This window comes from Emticicia sp. SJ17W-69, assembly GCF_051209875.1.
In the GTDB taxonomy this organism is placed as follows: Bacteria; Bacteroidota; Bacteroidia; order Cytophagales; family Spirosomataceae; genus Emticicia.
In genome coordinates this window covers 1933715-1951204 of the sequence record NZ_JBNTQY010000001.1, presented here as the reverse complement: position 1 = coordinate 1951204, position 17490 = coordinate 1933715, and the positions used below count along the sequence as shown (strand labels likewise).

Genomic DNA, 17490 nt, shown 5'->3' with positions numbered 1-17490 from the left:
CGTTTTTAATTAAAACAATGTAAGTTGTAACTTATTTAGAAGATAAATATGGAGCGTAGATTCTTATGATAATTATGGTTTTTATGATAAAAGTGTCAAAAAAAACATTTTTTATCTTAAAAATCATAAGAATCTGCGTTCTATATTTGTAGGTTACAAATTATATTAAAATAGTTATTTACAAAAAGTAAAGAAACATAAGAATTTAATATTTATAAACAACTACAAATGATTTGCAAATTTACATTCATAATTCATAATTCTTAATTCTTAATTCAACATTTATTTCTCTTTATCTTCTTTATAAGCCTTTACGGCTTTAAATATAGCATCTGCCAGCTTATCTTGCCCTGATGAGGTCCCCAAAATTTTCTTATCAGCCGAATTTGTTAAATAACCAGTCTCAACATAAATACCTGGCATGGCCGTTTGCCATAAAACCTGAAATCCTGCTTGTTTGACACCTCTGCTTCTATGTCCGACCTTTGGAAATTGTTTTTCTACCAAACTTGCTAACTTCAAACTTTCTTTCATAAACGCATTTTGGTAGTTGGCAAGCATAATATTGGCCATCGGCGAACTGAGGTCATAGCCTTTATAATTTTTCTTATAATTATCTTCCATCAAAATAACCTCATTCTCTCGCATGGCCAGTTCAAGGTTTTCTTCTGTTTTATGTAAACCCATCACATAAGTTTCGGAGCCGCTTAATTTGGAAGAATAAGGATTTGCATTGACATGAATACAAATAAACAAATCAGCTTTATTGCGATTGGCAATGGCCGCCCTTTCGTGTAAAGGTATAAAAACGTCTGTTTTACGAGTATAAATTACTTTTACATTGGGGAAATGTTCTTCAATTTTTTTTCCCAATTTCAAAGTAACGCTCAAGGCTATATCTTTTTCTCTTAATTTGCTGTGTTGCGTACCTGGGTCTTTGCCCCCATGCCCAGCATCTATTACAATTGTTCTGATTTTTCCACTTTGAGCATGAGCAATATCAAGCGTAATCAATAGAAATAATAGGACTTTAAGATTTTTTAACATGATTTTCTGGACAAACGTTCTTCACTACCATATAATAAGCTAATTTTGTGCCATTACTTGTCGTTAGTTCAATAGATTTTGCGAAGATTACAGATTTAATGATTGATTGAGACGTTTAAATCAGTTTTTTCGTGAATCATTTAGAAAGCTATTGGCAATTTGGTTGTTAGATTTTAGCTTTTAAACTCTATTAGTGTTATTTTATTATGTACTTGCTATTTTAAGTGAATACATACTAAAAAAAAAGCTATTTATCGATACACCGAAGCTAAAAACTAATGACTAATTGCATTACAGAAGTATATAAATTAAATAAATTTCTTTACAAAGATACGGCTTTTGGAACAACTGAAAAAATACCACCCAAAACATCAGCTAATGAGCAATTGGCTTTTAGCCTTTAGCTTTTTGAAATTGCACCAAAAATTGGGCGTAATTTTCAAAAAAAATCACATTCGAGCATTTTTATTGGCATTTTCAATGCTTTTCTTTTCTCTTAATATTTTTGCTCAATTCCCTTCAGGTGGGCGGCTACCCAATTTTGGGAGTGGTTCTTCTACACAAAGACCAACTTCTACGAATAATAGCCGAACAACCCGACCATTTGGAAATAAGCTATTTGAAGAAAAAAAAGATACTACTCGTGTACTTATTCCTGATTCACTGCGAAGCAAGAATAGTGGTTTGGAGGCTACTGTTAATTACATTGCCGAAGATTCAACCGTAATGGATGTCACTGGTAAAATTGTTAATCTTTATGGAAAAGCAAAAATTACTTATGCTGATATTGTTTTAGAAGCCGATTACATTCGTTTAGATTGGGGGAAAAGCGAGGTTTTTGCTTATGGTTCGCCCGATAGCACCAAAAATGGCACAAAAGTAAAGGGAAAACCTGTTTTTAGTCAAAGTGGAGAAAAGTATAATACTGACACCATTCGCTACAATTTTAAATCCAGAAAAGCAATCATTAAAGGTATTGTTACACAACAAGGAGAAGGGTTTGTAACAGGGCAAAAAGTTAAAAAAGATGCTAATGATGATTTGTATTTGGTTGATGCAAAATATACCACTTGCAATTTAGCCGAACCGCATTTTCATATTGCGGCCAAGAAAATCAAGTTGGTAAATAAAAAACAAGTTATTTCTGGGCCTTTTAATCTTGTTTTGAATAATATTCCATTACCCATTGGATTGCCTTTTGGTTTTTTCCCAATTCCAAAGAAAAAAGAGGCAGGGACTTCAGGAATTCTGATGGGAACTTATGGAGAAGATGCCAATCAAAGAGGTTTTTACTTACAAAATTTTGGTTATTATTTTGCTATAAACGAAAAAATCGGACTTCAACTTACTACACAGCTCTACTCAAAAGGTAGTTGGGGGGTTGGGCTTCAATCAAATTATTCAAAACGTTATAAATATTCAGGAAACCTCAATTTCCAGTTTAATTACAATAAACTAAAACCTGAAGTTGTTTCACCCGAAGATAAAAATACTTATGTAACGAAAGATTTTAGCTTGAGTTGGTCACATTCACCTGCCAATAAGCGTCCCGACCGTAGTTTTTCATCATCGGTCAATTTACGAAGCAATGGTTTTAACAAAAATAATGTCAACACTGTTGACGTAAAAAATTATTTGAGTAGTACTTCCAATTCATCCGTACAATTTGGTCGAACTTTTGCACAAAAATTGGTAACAAGCTCTGGTGTCAATGTTTCACAAAACTTCACAACAGGGCAAACAGATGCTTCACTCAATTATAGTATTGGTTTAAATCAATTTAATCCTTTTGTGCCTGAAAAAAAACAAATTGGTCGCTGGTACGAATCATTTAGGGTTGGTTTGAACGTGAGCGGAGGTTATCAAGCAACCAATACCAAAGTAAATAGTATTACGAATTATTCTGAATATAAAATTGTTCGTCAAAACAACGACGGCTCGTATTCATCCATCGAAGCAAAACCACTAACCAACGAAGAAATAAAATTGCGAGATGCAAACCCTTTGACATTAACAGTAGAGCAAAGAGTTGCCCAAAAAGCCTTGCAAGAAAGACTTAGTAATGTAAGAAAACTAAATAGTTTGACAGCCTTAAATGATGTTTTGAAAGACGGTCAATTTCAAACAACTTATTCGATACCTATTTCTTTGCCTAACTTCAAAATCGCTCGTTATATTAACTTTACACCAAGCATTTCATTAAGAGGAGATATTGCTACAAAAAGACTCAATTATGAGTATATTGAAAGCGAAAATGCTGTAAAAATTGATACAGTAAGTGGTTTCTTCCCTACTTATCAAACTTCTGTTTCAGGAAGTATGAATACTCGTGTGTATGGAACTTATCAATTCAAAGGAAAAGGTCGTTTACAAGCCATTAGACATACAATGGCACCATCATTAAGCTTGAGTTATGCTCCTGATTTTACGAAAAATCTTTTTCAATATAGTGTTATCAGGGTTGATAAAAGTACTGATGCCAATGGCAAAGTTTCTTATGATACTTTGAGGAAACTGTTGCCAAGATACCCCAAATTAGGAGCATCAGCAGGAGCATCGGGCAATATTAGTTTCAATTTAACCAATCAACTTGAAGCTAAAGTTCGTTCAAAATCAGATACTGCTGCAAAGGCTTTTGAAAAAATTTCATTGCTTGATAATTTAAGCTTAGGTACAAGTTATAACCTTTTGGCATTGGGTGATTCTATGAATTTGTCGAATATTAATTTGGGAGCGAATACCAATCTTTTCAAGAATCTAATCAACCTTAACTTTGGTGCGACACTCGACCCTTATTTTTATCAAGAAGAAAGCACCGAAGCCCTAAGATTACAAAATCCCGCTGGTCGTATTAGGCGTTTTTATAAAATACAAGAAGTAAAAGGGTTCTCTGGTTTGGCAACACTTCGCTCAGCAAATATTGCCATTGCGACTCGCCTTTCGCCAGCAACTTTCAATAAAGAAAAGCCCAAGCCTAAAAGTAATCCAAATGCCGATCCTACTTTAGAGGCAATGAAAAAATTTGTAGCGGCAAATCCTGAACTTTATGTTGATTTTACGATTCCTTGGACTTTAAGTTTGGGTTATAACTTCAATTATAATAAGCAAGGTTTGGCGAAAGCCCAAATTACACAAGCCATCACTGTTCAAGGCGATTTGAGTCTTACGCCTAAATGGAAAGTAGGTTTTAGTACGGGTTATGATTTGCAATTGAAAGCTCCAACATTAACAAATATTACACTTCATCGTGAGCTTCATTGTTGGGATATGGCATTCAACTGGACGCCAATTTCGGGTTATTCGGCCAATAGTAGTTATTCATTTACGCTGAATGTACGCAGTGCTTTATTGCAGGAATTGAAAGTAAGTAGAAGAAGACAATACTATGGTAGTGGAGGATTTTAAAGAGATGATGTTCGATGTTAGGAAATAGCTTGAGGATTAAAAATATCCAAACATCTATCCTCTAACATCGAACATCATTCTTTTTTATAATTCAAAAGTAGCCAATTTTCTAAATTCTTCCACTCTTGCCGCTATTTCAGCTTGGGTTAAATTTTGGATACGTTCTGTTCCGAATTTTTCTACACAAAATGATGCCATTGCTGAACCATACACAATCGCACGTTTCATATTTTCAAAGCTCAAATCATTGGTTTTAGCCAAATGCGAGATAAAACCACCTGCAAATGTATCTCCAGCACCTGTTGGGTCAAAAACTTCTTCCAAAGGTAGAGCTGGACAGAAGAAAACATCGTCACCTTGAAATAACAAAGCTCCGTGTTCACCTTTTTTGATAATCAATGTTTTAGGCCCCATTGCCATGATAGTTTTGGCAGCACGACGCAATGAATAATCGCCCGAAAGCATTCGAGATTCCTCATCGTTTATGGTTACACAATCAACATCTTTCAAGAGTGCTTTCAAATCATCTAAAGCAATATCAATCCAAAGATTCATTGTATCAAGCAATACAAATTTAGGACGGTTTGTCAAACGTTTCAAAACAAGGTGTTGAATAGCTGGAGCAGTATTTCCGAGCATCAAGAAATCACAGTTTTGGTAAGATGCTGGAATTTTTGGGTCAAAATTTTCCATTACATTCAACTGTACCTCAACTGTATCACGACTATTCATATCATTGTGATAGCGACCAAACCAATAAAAAGTTTTTTCCCCTTTTCTGATTTCTAAACCATCTACATTTACACCATGATTAACCAATGTATCAATCATTTCTTGAGGAAAATCTTCTCCAACAACAGCCACAAGGTTGTTTTCCTTGATGAAATATGAAGCAGTAAGTGTGATAAAGGTGGCTGCTCCGCCTATAATTTTATCTGTTTTGCCAAAAGGGGTTTCCAATTTATCGAAGGCAACTGAACCGACTGTAAGTAGTGACATAGAAAATTTACCTCAATTAGAGGACTTTTTTAGTTAAAAATATCTCCTTTTTGCAAAGTTAGCAAATTTTTTATCTTTTTTTAGCACTAACAAGTGTTTTTTTAAATAGCGGGGCAGCGTTTAAATTCTTTATTTCTATCAAATAAATATCTGTAAGTAATGTAAGTTTTGTATTTTTTTGCTCCTAACATTTGAGTGACTTTTAACATTTTTGGGTTAAAGTCTGCAATCCAGTTGAGTTCTAAGGTTTCGTATTGATAGTTGGGTTTCCAACATGCTCTTGAAAAAGACAAAGCAATGGCCGATTCAATTCCTCTACCTTGATATTCTGGAATTACTCCGAAAATCACTCCACGAGCTTTTTTATTGGTTTTCATCAAAGTGTGATATATCCATTTGATTTTACCAATCCAATTCAATTTTCCATTGATGTGTTTAATGATTTGATTCAATTCTGGAATCATGATAAAAAAAGCAATCGGTTGGTCATTGTGGTAGCCAAACCACATCAATTCTTCCTCTAAAATGGGTTTCATGGTTTGCATAATTGCCTCGGCACGCTCAGGAGTCATTTCGCCTGTTGCCATATTTTTTGCCCAAGCTTTGTTATAAATGATGCGAAAATCTTCGGCAAATTTGGGTAGCTTTTTCTTACTTACATGTCTAAAATCATAGCCAGGTGTATTATAAATGCGATTAGCAATTTCGAACAAAGCTGGTCGAACAACCTTACGTGCTTCTACTTCAGGAATAGGTAAGAGAAATGTATATTGTTGAAAATAATCTTTAAAACCATAATTTTCAAAAAATGCTCGGTAATAGTCTTGGTGATAAAACATTCCCCAAGTTGGTTCTGCGTCATACGGGTCAACAAGTAGCCCCCACCAATTATCTCGCTCACCAAAATTCACTGGGCCTTCCATTGCCTCCATACCTCGCTCTTGTAACCAAACTTTACATTTATCAAACATCGCAAACGCAACTTCCTGATTATCAACACATTCAAAGAAGCCCATGCCACCTGTGGGTTGGTCATTCCCGTGTGTAGCAGTGTTGGCATTGATAAATGCAGCAACACGAGCAATGGTTTTTCCTGCATCATCAAGAGCGAGCCAACGCACACAATCGCCACCATTGAAAAGTGGATTTTTGGTGCGATCGAAAATCTTCTCAATATCTTCATCCAATGGGCGAATCCAATATTGGTTACCTTTATAAATACGTGAAGGAAACTCTAAAAATTCTTTTTGTAGTTTTCGGTTCTCTCCGACTTCTATGATTTGCATACTCAATTACTATTTATGAAGCAAAGATAAGTCTTTTGAGTGTTTTTTTACCACTAAGGCACTAAGAAGCAGTAATGTATTACCGAAAGATAAATATCGTTTTGATTTTTTGGTTTGTGGTTTGGGAATTGGGAAATTGAAATGAGAAATTAACTCAAGTTCGGCTAAATATAAATTCAGTCGGTGTCGTAGCCGTTCTTAGAACCGCAAAAACTTCCATCAAAAACTTGCAAATACAGCAAATTTGTTTGTACTTTACAACAAAATTGCTACATTATGCCAGATACAACAATCAAAACATCACCATTTAACACCAAAGCAAGTATAACAAAGGCTTCTGAAGTTAAAAAGAATGAAAAAAAATGGACTTTAGTTTCTGATGGAAAAACGTATGTTTGGGCCAATAAAATAGAACGAGTTGGCATTATCAGACAAGGTATTCCATATAATTCTATTGAAACCATTAGCAAAAGACTCAATCGACCTGTTAAATCGGTGTTATCAATTGTTGGGCTTCCCCAAACTACTTATAACAAGAAAAAAAGCGAACATTCTTTGCTCGATAGCAGAGACAGTGAATTGATTATGCTGATTACAGAGCTAATCGATTATGGTGTAGAAGTATTCAACAACGAAGAAGAGAAATTTCAAAGGTGGTTAAAAAAGCCGAACTTATCACTTGGTGGAAACACGCCCGAAAGTTTATTAGATACAATTACAGGAATTGATGAAGTACAATTCTGCTTGAATAGAATCGAATACGGAAATTTTGCCTAATGAAAGTATATAGAGTTGAAAGAGAAAAATACTTAGAAACGACATTGAGCGGTATTGGTGCTTCAATGTCGAAAGGATATAGATGGAATAGCTTCAATACTAAACTTGTTTACACGGCAGAAAGCCGAGCATTAGCTACACTTGAGGTTTCGGTTCATTTAGATTTAAGCGAAGATTTACCTACCGACAGATATTATGTCGAAATCGAAATTCCCAATGATATCATTATTTTAGAAGTAAACATCCAAGACCTCCCACAAGATTGGGATGCCAAACCTCCCACACTAACTACGCAAATAATTGGAGATGATTTTGTATTTCAGAATGAAGCAGCAATTTTGAAAGTGCCGAGTAGCATCGTTCCCCAAGAATTCAACTATTTGATAAATCCTAATCATGTCGATGCTGCAAGAATCAAAGTAAGCAGTAAAAGCCCAATGGAATTTGATACAAGATTCAAAACAAATAAATAAAAATGCAAATATTATTTACAGGTGGCTCATTAAAAGCAATAAAACAAGTAATTTCGTACCTACTCAAACAAAGTCACCAAGTGCTAAATATTGACTTAACACCTCTGACTATTCCTAACATTTTTATTAATTGATTTTATTCATACATTAGCCAATATGATAGATTTTTCTCAAGCTGAACAACAAATTCAAAGTGTCACAAATTTCCAAGACCTTGTTTCTACGCCATTTAGTAGAGAAACAAATGCGATTGGCTGGATACGTAATCTAAGAGGCGATTTCGCTGAGATTGTTAGTAAGATAGAACTAAACGAAAATATAACGGTAATAGATGAGAAGCAGCTTCGTGAACTTAAATTGAGTGAGCAGGGGCATATTGCTCGTGAAATTATACTAAATGATATGCAGTTATTGACGGCACATGGTGCGGCTCCAGTGCTAAATGTCATCAAGTACTATGACAGAGATGATGACTACCCATTTTTCCCAACTGATGTTTACTCTTTTCATGTAGATAGTTCTCCTGTGCCAACCGATACCTTTTTATGTACATACTACGGCGTTCCGAGTGATATATTGCCAAATTCGGAAGCTATACAAAAAATATTGATTCCAGAAATACGTGGTGAACTCAAAAAACTATATGATGGAGAAGATGAAGGGTTTGAATCCTTTTTAACTGAAAATTTCTTTGACCTACACTATCAGGCCAAACCTAATACACTCCCTATTAGTTTAGGTCTTGGACACATCTGGAGATTGTCAAACAGTTATCCTGAAAGTAAAATACCGCCATGTGTTCACCGTGCTCCAAAGGAAAAAACTGAGCGACTGTTACTCATTTGTTGAATATAAACTAATGACTATGTGCGTCGTTATTAAAACATAACATTTACTCAACCAAAATAAACATATCTCAATATGAAAACGAAATTATTATTACTATGCCTCGTATTTTCACATATAAGCTTTGCCCAAAATAATTTAAAAGTTGGTGCTGCAAAGGTTGATATTACACCTGAACTCAGTGAATTGCCAAGTGGCTTTCTTGGTATTTATGATCGGATTCATTCACGAGCAATCGTAATTGCTGATGAAAACAAAACTGTCGCCTTAGTAACCCTCGATGTTGGTGCAATTTCGAATGATATGGCCAAAAGTTTACTTGAAAAAATAGCAACTCAAACGGGTATTCCGACTACAAATATCATGCTCACTGCCACACATACCCACAGTGTGCCTTTCAGAATAGGTGGTGAGGCTTTTGAGGCTAAAGTTGTAAATTCTGTAAAACAGGCAAAAGATAAGCTACAACCTGCCAAAATTGGCTACGGAGAAGGCGTTTCTTACATAAACGTGAATCGAAATATAATCGACCCCAAGACAAGAAGATGGTGGGAAGGCCCAAATTATGATGGACCGTCTGATAAAACCGTTGCGGTGGTTACGTTTGAAACCCTTGATGGTAAACCAATCGCCGTGCATTATAACTATGCCATGCACGCCGTTACAGTTGGCATGTTGGACATGGTAAGTGGTGATGCCCCAGGCACAACTTCCAAGTACATAGAAGATACTTTTGATAATGAAATCGTGGCGGTTTGGTCAACAGGTGCTTGTGGCGACCAAAACCCAATCTACTTTCAACAGACTTATGATTTGCGTGAATTAAGAATAAAAGAATTTGCTTCAAGAGGCATAGATATTAGCAATAAAATGCCTCCTGGTGGGCAAGGTTTGAACAGAAACGACCCTCAAGTAGCAAAATTGATGCAACAACAAAAACAAATGATTGTCTCTATGGGGCAGTTTTTAGGGGAAGAAGTGATGCACGTAATGCGAGGAATTGAAAGAAAAGAAAGCAAAGTTAAAATATATGCTAATCAAAAAATTGTCAATTGTCCTGGTCGTAAACGCTTAGATGAGGGCAGGGCTGGGTATGCTGGAACTTATGAAGATGCCGACTCGATTGACATCAAACTTGGCCTGATTAGTATCAATGACATTGCCTTTTCTTCGGTTGGTGGCGAAGTATTCAACCCCATTTCGACTCGTTTGAAAAAAGAATCGCCATTTGCACATACAATGATGCTAACGCTTACAAATGGGTATGCAAAATCTGGTTATATCCCTCATGATGCAGCATTTGGAACATATACATTTGAAGTGGTATCGTCAAGATTAAAACCTGGCTTTGCCGAAAGTGCCATAGTGAATGGTATTTTGGATATGATGTATGAAAGTAAACAGTTTCAAAAGTAAATCATTCAACCACATAAATACTAATAAAAACAATGCGAATATTATTTACAGGCGGCTCAGGCAAGGCAGGAAAACATGTGATTCCATACTTAATCGAACAAGGACATCAAGTGCTAAACGTTGACCTCACGCCTTTGAAGCACCCAGGAGTAGATAATTTGATAGCTGATATCACCGATTCTGGGCAGATGTTTAATGCCATGAGTTCATACACAGGCTTACACGAACTCGAAGCGGGCAATGGCGTTCCAAAATTTGATGCGGTCGTACATTTTGCGGCCGTACCCAGAATCTTAATCAAACCCGATAACGAAACCTTTCGGGTAAATACCGTTGGCACTTATAATGTCATTGAAGCAGCTGTTAAACTTGGCATCAAAAAAATCATCATTGCGTCATCTGAAACAACCTATGGTATTTGTTTTGCTGATGGAATAACCGACCCAAAAGTATTGCCATTAGAGGAAGATTATGATGTTGACCCAATGGATAGCTATGGTTTATCAAAAGTAGTCAATGAAAAAACGGCACGGAGTTTCCAACTACGCTCAGGCTACGATATTTATGCCCTTCGTATCGGAAATGTGATTGAACCACACGAATATGCAGAGCTTTTTCCCCATTATTTCAAAAATCCCGAAGTCCGTCGTCGAAATGCTTTTTGTTATATTGATGCCCGTGATTTGGGGCAAATTGTGGATTTATGCTTGAAAAAAGATGGCTTAGGCTATCAAGTTTTCAATGCTGGTAATGACCACAACGGTGCTATTATTCCGAGTAAAGAATTGGCCGAAAGGTTTTTCCCGAATGTACCAATTTCTCGTAAATTAGAAGAACACGAGGCATTGTTTTCAAATCGTAAAATCCGTGAAATACTTGGATTTAAAGAGCAACATCATTGGCGGAAATATGTAAAAATAGATTGAATTAATATTTAAAGCTTGCAGCCTCAAAGTTTTTTAGAAATGAAGCTTTGAGGCTTTTTTTATCCTTTTCAAGTCTTTATATCAATTTTCATTACAATTACTAAAAGCTTTGTTAACTATTTCATCACATTTTTTGGTACTTCTATAACATTTTTAAATTTTATGTAATTTCAAAACTTAGTTTTGGTAAAAAATTATGAAAAAGCTATAGAAGAATTGCCTAAACAAGACTTCTTCTCTATTCAACTTTAGATATATTTTCACCTAAACTCCTTTCATGAAAAAACGATGAGAAAGCATTTAATAGCAGCATTTTTTCTAATCGCCTATATTATCATCCTTATCAAAATAATGGTATTTAAGGATATGCCAGTAATAAGGATTGGTCAATTGATGCTTAACTTTGGAGGAACACACGAAGGTTCGGCCAATTTATTTCCGTTTAAAACTATTTTCCCATACCTTCTTGGTGAGAAAGGATTGATAATTGGGGGTATTAACCTTGTCGGAAACATCATTTTATTGGTGCCAATAGGATTTCTCATTCCTTTCGTTTTTCAGCACATAACATGGAAAACGTCGATATTTATAGCAGTTGTGGCTGGTTTAATCATTGAAGGAATGCAAGTAGTTTTACGTGTAGGAATATTTGATATTGATGATGTAATACTGAATGCGTTTGGCGTAATCATGGGATATTGGGCATTTGCAATTCTTACAAAATGGTTAAATTCTGGACAATATAAAAATATCATTACTTCTGCAATTGCAATTATCGTTGTTGCGGGGGGGGCTTTATATACTATTTATCCTAAACGACCAATAAATGCTGAGAAAATTAAGTCTGATAATAGTAAAGTGAAAGAATTAGAAACTACCGACCCTCAAGGCGAAGACCCCTGCAAAGGTACGGGCGGTACAGGTCAAATTGTTAGTATTGGAAATAACACATTTACCATCAAAGGACATAACGGCATCAATAAAATCATTAAACTTACAAATAATACAAAAATCACCAATTCAAAAGGTTCTCTATTTCAATCTGATTTGAAAATTGGAAATCGGGTTACGGTGGTTATTGATGACAGCGAGACCGCTTCACTTGTCTTAATCTGCAATCAATAACTTTCAGCTTCAGCAAAGTAACACAACCTGTCAAAATAGATGCGAGGGATGAGATGAAGAGTTTAAGATTAGTAATGATTAAAATGAAATTGATTATTATTGTGGTAAAACCAAAACCACCTTGCTAAACTTCTAATAAACAAAATCAAAGGTATAAAGTTGGATGTTAATAAAAATTTCAACAAAATCCATCAAGCTATTGTTCTATGAAATACCTTTGCTTATTAAAATTCAATCCTTAATTAAAAACAATGAAAAAAATACTTCTATTTGTTACCTCAATGATTTTAAGCAATTTAGTTTTTGCTCAAAAACAAGATACTCGCTACTTCGAAATGCGAATTTATTACTGCGAGCCAGGTCGATTACCCAATTTATTGACTCGCTTTAGAGAACATACTACCAAAATTTTTGAACGTCACGGCATGACAAACATTGGCTATTGGGTACCTGTTCAAAACGATAAAAATGCTCTCTATTATGTTTTGGCCTATCCAAGCAAAGAAGCCCGTGAAACCTCATGGAAAAATTTTGGTGCAGACCTAGAGTGGAAATCAGTGAGAACAGAATCAGAAAAAGATGGTAAAATTGTTTCAAAAGTTGAATCCATCTTTATGAATGCAACTGATTTTTCACCAAAAATTAAAGAAAAACAAAAGAATCCAGAGCGAATGTTTGAGTTAAGAATTTATACGGCTACGCCAAATAATATTGAAAATGTTTTGACAAGATTCCGTGACCATACGGTAAAACTTTTCAAGAAACACGGCATGGAAAATATTGCTTATTGGAAAAGTATTGAAAAAGATACGACTCAATCAAAATTAGTTTATATCTTGGCTCATAAAAGCGAAGAAGCAGGGAAGGCTTCATTTGATGCTTTTAGAAAAGATGAAAAATGGATAAAAGTGCGTGATGAGTCAGAGAAAAATGGCAAAATTGTCTCAAAAGTTGAATCAATTTACATGAAACCGACTGATTTTTCGACGATTAAGTAAAATATTGACAAGGACAACTTTTAGTGAAAGTTGTCCTTGTTTTCTTCTAAAACACCATATTATCAATCAATCTTACACCACCCAAAAACGCCGCAATACAAAGAGCTGTTTTACCTGTTTCATTCTTTGCTTCAATGGGCTCTAAAGTATCAAAATCTGCCACTTCAAAATATTCTACTTCAAACTCAGGATATTGGCTAAAGTATTGATTTACAACCTCTTGTATTTCTTTTGTAGAAAATCCAGCTTGTAGTTTTTCTTGGGCAAGATTAAGCACTTTATATATTTGCGGAGCTAAAGCACGTGCTTCAACCGACAAGCGGGTATTACGAGAAGACATGGCCAAGCCATCAATTTCTCTTAAAGTAGGACAAGGAATAATCTCCAAATCAAAACTCAAATCTTTCACCATTTGCCGAATAACAGCCACTTGCTGCAAATCTTTCAAGCCAAAGTAAGCTTTATCTGACTTTATAATATTGAAAAGTTTACTGACCACAATACCTACACCATTGAAATGTCCAGGGCGAAATTTACCTTCCATAACCGTTTCTAAAGTCCCAAAATCCATGCGTAATTGTGGTAAACTTGGGTACATTTCTTCAGCAGATGGTGCAAAAACTACATCACAAGCAGCAGCTTGCAATAATTCAGAATCATTGTCGAGTGTGCGAGGATATTTCTTTAAATCTTCAGGATTATTGAATTGTGTTGGATTGACAAAGATGCTACAAACGGTGAGATCATTTTCAGTTTTCGAACGCTCTATCAGCGAAATATGGCCTGCATGTAAAGCCCCCATTGTTGGTACAAAACCAATAGTTTTGCCAGTTTTTTGTTGACTTTTTAAGTATTCTTGTATTTCTGAAATTGTATTGAAAATGAGCATAAATTTATCTTTTTATAAAACAATCATCGCTTCGGCGACCGGATTTCTAATTTATTTGGTATGTTTTACGCAATTTGGAAATCGGGTCGCCGAAGCGATTGCGTTACTGTTTGAATTTTGCTAAAAGTTCTAAATCATCCGTGCCGATAATATCAATTTTTAGCTTTTGTAAGGTTTCAAAACCCAGAGTAGTGTTAGGTGTTCCCCAAATCCTAACTTTTTTTCCTTTGGCATGCGTTTCTTCTACAAATGTGCTAATTTTTTGAAATGTTTCTTCGGGCATTGGCTCTTTTCCTGCCCAATATTTACCAAAATCTAAAAAACTTGCACTTACTAAAGCTACTCTTTTATAGGCATCTTTAGAATAAATCAGGTTTTTTCGACCATCAAAAAAGAACATTTTATCAAAATTTTGAAATTCATCAGGTGCTGGCATATCACCACTAATGGCAATTCTGACGTGCCGAAGTTCTTTTGCGTGAGGTTTCAGTTGAGCATATAGCACTTTTAAAATCTCTTTGCCATCTTTTTTCAAATCAAGTAAGAGTTGCAAAGGCTTTTTATTTGGGTACGGAAAACCATTATTTTCTTTGATTTTTGCTAAAAGTGGTTCAATATAAAGACTTTTGAGTGTACGTTCCGGTGTTACATTTTTCCAATCGTGGGCAACATAGAGTTCGCCATCTTTTAAGTATAAATCCGCTTCTATTGAATCAAATCCTAAATTATAAGCAGCAAAAAATGGTTGTTTTTGCTCATAATCATTATGAGAATGTATGATTATTTGTGCCGAAAGATTTGTGCTAAAAAGCACCCAAATTGATAATAATAGCAATCGCATATTTAATTTATTTATTGATGATAAATGAATTATATTATTCTTTACGAAAAACAACTCGCTGCAAATTATCAACTGGATAATTGATTACTTCTTGATTAGTCAAGGTTTCTTTTTTACCAGAAGTAACCTCAAAAATGAGTTCATTTCCACGTAATTCATAGCTTGATGTAAGTAAAACATTATGCGTTTCAAAAACGCTATACAGTTTATTATTAAACAAATAATCAACCAGTTCTATTCCATCACCCTCATCAGTGATATATACATTTTTTGAAGCATCTTTAAGCCTCAAAACATAATCTTTTACCATTGGCATTTTGGGTGAAAGATATGTTGTTTTCCAAGTCCACGCATTTGGTTTTTCAGTTTTTGCAACTGTTAACCTCACTGATACACTATCTCTAAGTGTTCCTCGACTGTAGATGTACATAGTACCTTTCCAAGTACCTAAACAAGCATCAACAAAAGCATTTTGTGCCAAAATCGTTTGATAAAATGCCAAATTTAATAATAAAATAAAGCTAAATTTCTTCATTGATTAATTAAAAGGATATTATTTTCCATATTTTTGGAGCCAAGCAAAAAGCCTTTCTGCATCTTCTTTTTTAAATAACTGTGTTCCTTCGTTCATCGTTGCTGCCGAACCACAAGCTACTCCCCAACGAAGCATTTCTTGTAAAGTTTTTCCTGTTGATAATGCCCACACCATGCCCCCAACCATGCTATCACCTGCCCCAACGGTGCTTTTTTTCTGGACAGCAGGAGCTGGAATATGTTCACAAATATCTTTCGTTACCAAAACTGCTCCTTGTGGGCCAAGCGAAACCACCACAATTTCGCAACCACCTTTAGCAATAATTTCATGAGCGGCATCGTCAACTTGGTCGATTTCTAAGGCATCCACCCCTACTAATTTTGCTAATTCGCCAACGTTTGGTTTCAATAAATAAACGCCTTCATCAATCGCCATTTTTAGCGGCTCGCCTGAGGTATCAATGATTAATTTTGCTCCAATTTTTCTTGAAACAGCAGCTACTTTTTCATAATACCCATCACCGAGTCCAGTCGAGAGACTGCCACTTGCAACCAAAAGATCAGGTTTCAGTTCTTCAATTTGTTTTAAAATTTCGTTGGCTTCTTCAGTCAAAATTTCTGCACCTGGCATTCCAAAACGATATTGAGCATTAGTCAAAACATCAACTGCAATAAAATTTTCTCTTGTCCAGTTTTTAGTTGTAATAGCCTGATAATCAATTGATTCATTTTTCAATAAATCTTGCAAAAGTTCACCAGAAGGCCCTCCTGCTGTAAAAACCGCTAAGGATTTTCCTCCCAAACGAGCAATGGCTTTCGAGACATTGATTCCACCACCGCCCGCATCAAAATGAGGGCTTTCACAACGAATTTTTTGTTCGGCTACTAAGCCCGAAAATTTCGTACTTTTATCAATCGCTGGGTTTACTGTGAGGGTTATTATTTTTGTCATATATTTTATTGGGTGAATGTGTTGTATTGAGTGATTTGCTTTCTCTCGGATGAAAACTTTTTAATGTTTCTTGCAAAAATACCCTGTCCAAATGCGTATAAATTTCGGTCGTTGTGATTGATTCATGCCCGAGCATTTCTTGTACTGCTCGCAAATCAGCCCCACCTTCTATCAAATGCGTAGCAAATGAATGTCGGAAAGTATGTGGTGAAATACTTTTGTGAATACCTGTTCGCTCGGCTAAGTCCTTGATAATCAAGAAAATCATAACTCTGGTAAGTTGTTTCCCACGACGATTCAAAAATACAATATCTTCTGATTCTGGTTGAATATCTTGGTGATTTCTGACTGTTTCAAAGTAAATTTTAGTATATTTGATAGCATCTCGACCAATGGGTACAAGCCTGACTTTTCGACCTTTTCCGAACACTCGCACAAAGCCAATATCAAAATAACAGTTTGTCAATTTTAAATCAATCAACTCTGAAACTCGCAAACCACAGCTATACAAAACCTCCAAAATTGCTCGATTGCGTGTACCTTCGGGCGTTGAGTGATCAATGATTTCTAGCATTTGCTCAATCTCAGGAAACGTTAAAGTATCAGGTAATTTACGGCCAATTTTTGGCGATTCTATCAAATTGGTTGGATCAATCTGTATAAGATTTTCAAGAGCTAAATATTTATAAAACGATTTTATTCCTGATAAAATTCGAGCTTGTGAAGTAGCCGAAATACCAAAATTGCCAATATATTCTAAAAAATCAAGAATATCTCTCTCAGAAATAGTTTCGGGTGCAGGTTTATGCTCAGCAATATCAGCAAATTGACTCAGTTTTTCAACATCTCGTACATAAGCTTCGATAGAGTTTTCAGACATTGAACGCTCTAATTTTAGGTAATTTTTAAAATGCTGAATGTAGATTTGCCAATTCATGCAACGAAAATAACAGGATTTTAAAGATTTATGAGATGG

General features: G+C 35.3%; 18 protein-coding genes. 10 read left to right on the top strand and 8 right to left on the bottom strand.

All coding sequences use genetic code 11. From position 1 onward, the window contains the following. Nucleotides 1–282: 282 nt before the first annotated feature. Nucleotides 283–1047 (bottom strand): N-acetylmuramoyl-L-alanine amidase family protein, encoded by a 765-nt coding sequence (locus ACQUQZ_RS08025; RefSeq protein WP_435354356.1) that lies wholly within the window; start codon nt 1045–1047, stop codon nt 283–285. Nucleotides 1048–1325: 278 nt separating this feature from the next. Here ACQUQZ_RS08025 and ACQUQZ_RS08020 point away from each other — a divergent pair, with 278 nt between their 5' ends. After that, nucleotides 1326–1451 (top strand): hypothetical protein, encoded by a 126-nt coding sequence (locus ACQUQZ_RS08020; protein ID WP_435354355.1) that lies wholly within the window; start codon nt 1326–1328, stop codon nt 1449–1451. Beyond that, nucleotides 1426–4452, top strand: coding sequence for a putative LPS assembly protein LptD (locus ACQUQZ_RS08015; RefSeq protein WP_435354354.1), 3027 nt, complete (start codon nt 1426–1428; stop codon nt 4450–4452). Before ACQUQZ_RS08020 ends, ACQUQZ_RS08015 begins: the two co-directional genes overlap by 26 nt. A gap of 84 nt (nt 4453–4536) precedes the next feature. On the opposite strand, the gene ACQUQZ_RS08010 is transcribed toward ACQUQZ_RS08015, so the two are convergent. Then, nucleotides 4537–5451 (bottom strand): PfkB family carbohydrate kinase, encoded by a 915-nt coding sequence (locus tag ACQUQZ_RS08010; RefSeq protein ID WP_435354353.1) that lies wholly within the window; start codon nt 5449–5451, stop codon nt 4537–4539. A gap of 101 nt (nt 5452–5552) precedes the next feature. Beyond that, nucleotides 5553–6737, bottom strand: coding sequence for a hypothetical protein (locus ACQUQZ_RS08005; RefSeq protein ID WP_435354352.1), 1185 nt, complete (start codon nt 6735–6737; stop codon nt 5553–5555). A 276-nt stretch (nt 6738–7013) separates the two neighbouring features. Between ACQUQZ_RS08005 and parS the strand changes: the two genes are divergently transcribed. From parS to ACQUQZ_RS07965, 8 genes are all read left to right on the top strand, one after another. Next, nucleotides 7014–7514, top strand: coding sequence for a type II RES/Xre toxin-antitoxin system antitoxin (parS, locus tag ACQUQZ_RS08000; RefSeq protein ID WP_435354351.1), 501 nt, complete (start codon nt 7014–7016; stop codon nt 7512–7514). Further along, nucleotides 7514–7987: an RES family NAD+ phosphorylase gene (locus ACQUQZ_RS07995; protein WP_435354350.1), complete on the top strand. Its 474-nt coding sequence runs from the start codon at nt 7514–7516 to the stop codon at nt 7985–7987. The genes parS and ACQUQZ_RS07995 overlap by 1 nt, the downstream gene beginning before the upstream one ends. A 2-nt stretch (nt 7988–7989) precedes the next feature. Further along, entirely contained in the window at nt 7990–8121 is a 132-nt protein-coding gene (locus ACQUQZ_RS07990; RefSeq protein ID WP_435354349.1) for a hypothetical protein, read from the top strand. Nucleotides 8122–8143: 22 nt separating this feature from the next. Beyond that, nucleotides 8144–8836 carry a hypothetical protein gene (locus ACQUQZ_RS07985; protein ID WP_435354348.1) on the top strand — a complete coding sequence of 231 codons (693 nt, stop codon included), beginning with the start codon at nt 8144–8146 and terminating at the stop codon, nt 8834–8836. A 72-nt stretch (nt 8837–8908) separates the two neighbouring features. Beyond that, complete coding sequence (locus tag ACQUQZ_RS07980) at nt 8909–10249, top strand: neutral/alkaline non-lysosomal ceramidase N-terminal domain-containing protein (protein WP_435354347.1); 1341 nt, start codon at nt 8909–8911, stop codon at nt 10247–10249. Between the two features lie 32 nt (nt 10250–10281). Then, on the top strand, nt 10282–11175 hold the full coding sequence (locus ACQUQZ_RS07975; RefSeq protein WP_435354346.1) for an NAD-dependent epimerase/dehydratase family protein: 894 nt from the start codon (nt 10282–10284) through the stop codon (nt 11173–11175). Nucleotides 11176–11463: 288 nt separating this feature from the next. Next, nucleotides 11464–12300 (top strand): VanZ family protein, encoded by an 837-nt coding sequence (locus tag ACQUQZ_RS07970; RefSeq protein ID WP_435354345.1) that lies wholly within the window; start codon nt 11464–11466, stop codon nt 12298–12300. Nucleotides 12301–12551: 251 nt separating this feature from the next. Then, nucleotides 12552–13298 carry an NIPSNAP family protein gene (locus tag ACQUQZ_RS07965; RefSeq protein ID WP_435354344.1) on the top strand — a complete coding sequence of 249 codons (747 nt, stop codon included), beginning with the start codon at nt 12552–12554 and terminating at the stop codon, nt 13296–13298. A 46-nt stretch (nt 13299–13344) separates the two neighbouring features. Here ACQUQZ_RS07965 and panC read toward each other — a convergent pair whose 3' ends face one another. The 5 genes from panC to xerD all read right to left on the bottom strand — a co-directional run bounded on the left by panC (nt 13345) and on the right by xerD (nt 17394). Continuing rightward, complete coding sequence (panC, locus tag ACQUQZ_RS07960) at nt 13345–14187, bottom strand: pantoate--beta-alanine ligase (RefSeq protein ID WP_435354343.1); 843 nt, start codon at nt 14185–14187, stop codon at nt 13345–13347. 103 nt (nt 14188–14290) lie between these two features. Next, nucleotides 14291–15028 carry a phosphatidylinositol-specific phospholipase C/glycerophosphodiester phosphodiesterase family protein gene (locus ACQUQZ_RS07955; RefSeq protein ID WP_435354342.1) on the bottom strand — a complete coding sequence of 246 codons (738 nt, stop codon included), beginning with the start codon at nt 15026–15028 and terminating at the stop codon, nt 14291–14293. A 34-nt stretch (nt 15029–15062) separates the two neighbouring features. Then, nucleotides 15063–15563, bottom strand: coding sequence for a hypothetical protein (locus ACQUQZ_RS07950; protein ID WP_435354341.1), 501 nt, complete (start codon nt 15561–15563; stop codon nt 15063–15065). An 18-nt stretch (nt 15564–15581) separates the two neighbouring features. Continuing rightward, complete coding sequence (locus ACQUQZ_RS07945) at nt 15582–16514, bottom strand: 1-phosphofructokinase family hexose kinase (protein WP_435354340.1); 933 nt, start codon at nt 16512–16514, stop codon at nt 15582–15584. Then, entirely contained in the window at nt 16474–17394 is a 921-nt protein-coding gene (xerD, locus tag ACQUQZ_RS07940; protein WP_435354339.1) for a site-specific tyrosine recombinase XerD, read from the bottom strand. Before xerD ends, ACQUQZ_RS07945 begins: the two co-directional genes overlap by 41 nt. Nucleotides 17395–17490 lie beyond the last annotated feature (96 nt).

What these genes read in the sequence shown, in the direction of transcription:
- ACQUQZ_RS08025 (WP_435354356.1), bottom strand. Translation starts at nt 1,047, where the DNA reads ATGTTAAAAAATCTTAAAGTCCTATTATTTCTATTGATTACGCTTGAT.
- ACQUQZ_RS08020 (WP_435354355.1), top strand. Translation starts at nt 1,326, where the DNA reads ATGACTAATTGCATTACAGAAGTATATAAATTAAATAAATTTCTTTAC.
- ACQUQZ_RS08015 (WP_435354354.1), top strand. Translation starts at nt 1,426, where the DNA reads ATGAGCAATTGGCTTTTAGCCTTTAGCTTTTTGAAATTGCACCAAAAA.
- ACQUQZ_RS08010 (WP_435354353.1), bottom strand. Translation starts at nt 5,451, where the DNA reads ATGTCACTACTTACAGTCGGTTCAGTTGCCTTCGATAAATTGGAAACC.
- ACQUQZ_RS08005 (WP_435354352.1), bottom strand. Translation starts at nt 6,737, where the DNA reads ATGCAAATCATAGAAGTCGGAGAGAACCGAAAACTACAAAAAGAATTT.
- parS (WP_435354351.1), top strand. Translation starts at nt 7,014, where the DNA reads ATGCCAGATACAACAATCAAAACATCACCATTTAACACCAAAGCAAGT.
- ACQUQZ_RS07995 (WP_435354350.1), top strand. Translation starts at nt 7,514, where the DNA reads ATGAAAGTATATAGAGTTGAAAGAGAAAAATACTTAGAAACGACATTG.
- ACQUQZ_RS07990 (WP_435354349.1), top strand. Translation starts at nt 7,990, where the DNA reads ATGCAAATATTATTTACAGGTGGCTCATTAAAAGCAATAAAACAAGTA.
- ACQUQZ_RS07985 (WP_435354348.1), top strand. Translation starts at nt 8,144, where the DNA reads ATGATAGATTTTTCTCAAGCTGAACAACAAATTCAAAGTGTCACAAAT.
- ACQUQZ_RS07980 (WP_435354347.1), top strand. Translation starts at nt 8,909, where the DNA reads ATGAAAACGAAATTATTATTACTATGCCTCGTATTTTCACATATAAGC.
- ACQUQZ_RS07975 (WP_435354346.1), top strand. Translation starts at nt 10,282, where the DNA reads ATGCGAATATTATTTACAGGCGGCTCAGGCAAGGCAGGAAAACATGTG.
- ACQUQZ_RS07970 (WP_435354345.1), top strand. Translation starts at nt 11,464, where the DNA reads ATGAGAAAGCATTTAATAGCAGCATTTTTTCTAATCGCCTATATTATC.
- ACQUQZ_RS07965 (WP_435354344.1), top strand. Translation starts at nt 12,552, where the DNA reads ATGAAAAAAATACTTCTATTTGTTACCTCAATGATTTTAAGCAATTTA.
- panC (WP_435354343.1), bottom strand. Translation starts at nt 14,187, where the DNA reads ATGCTCATTTTCAATACAATTTCAGAAATACAAGAATACTTAAAAAGT.
- ACQUQZ_RS07955 (WP_435354342.1), bottom strand. Translation starts at nt 15,028, where the DNA reads ATGCGATTGCTATTATTATCAATTTGGGTGCTTTTTAGCACAAATCTT.
- ACQUQZ_RS07950 (WP_435354341.1), bottom strand. Translation starts at nt 15,563, where the DNA reads ATGAAGAAATTTAGCTTTATTTTATTATTAAATTTGGCATTTTATCAA.
- ACQUQZ_RS07945 (WP_435354340.1), bottom strand. Translation starts at nt 16,514, where the DNA reads ATGACAAAAATAATAACCCTCACAGTAAACCCAGCGATTGATAAAAGT.
- xerD (WP_435354339.1), bottom strand. Translation starts at nt 17,394, where the DNA reads ATGTCTGAAAACTCTATCGAAGCTTATGTACGAGATGTTGAAAAACTG.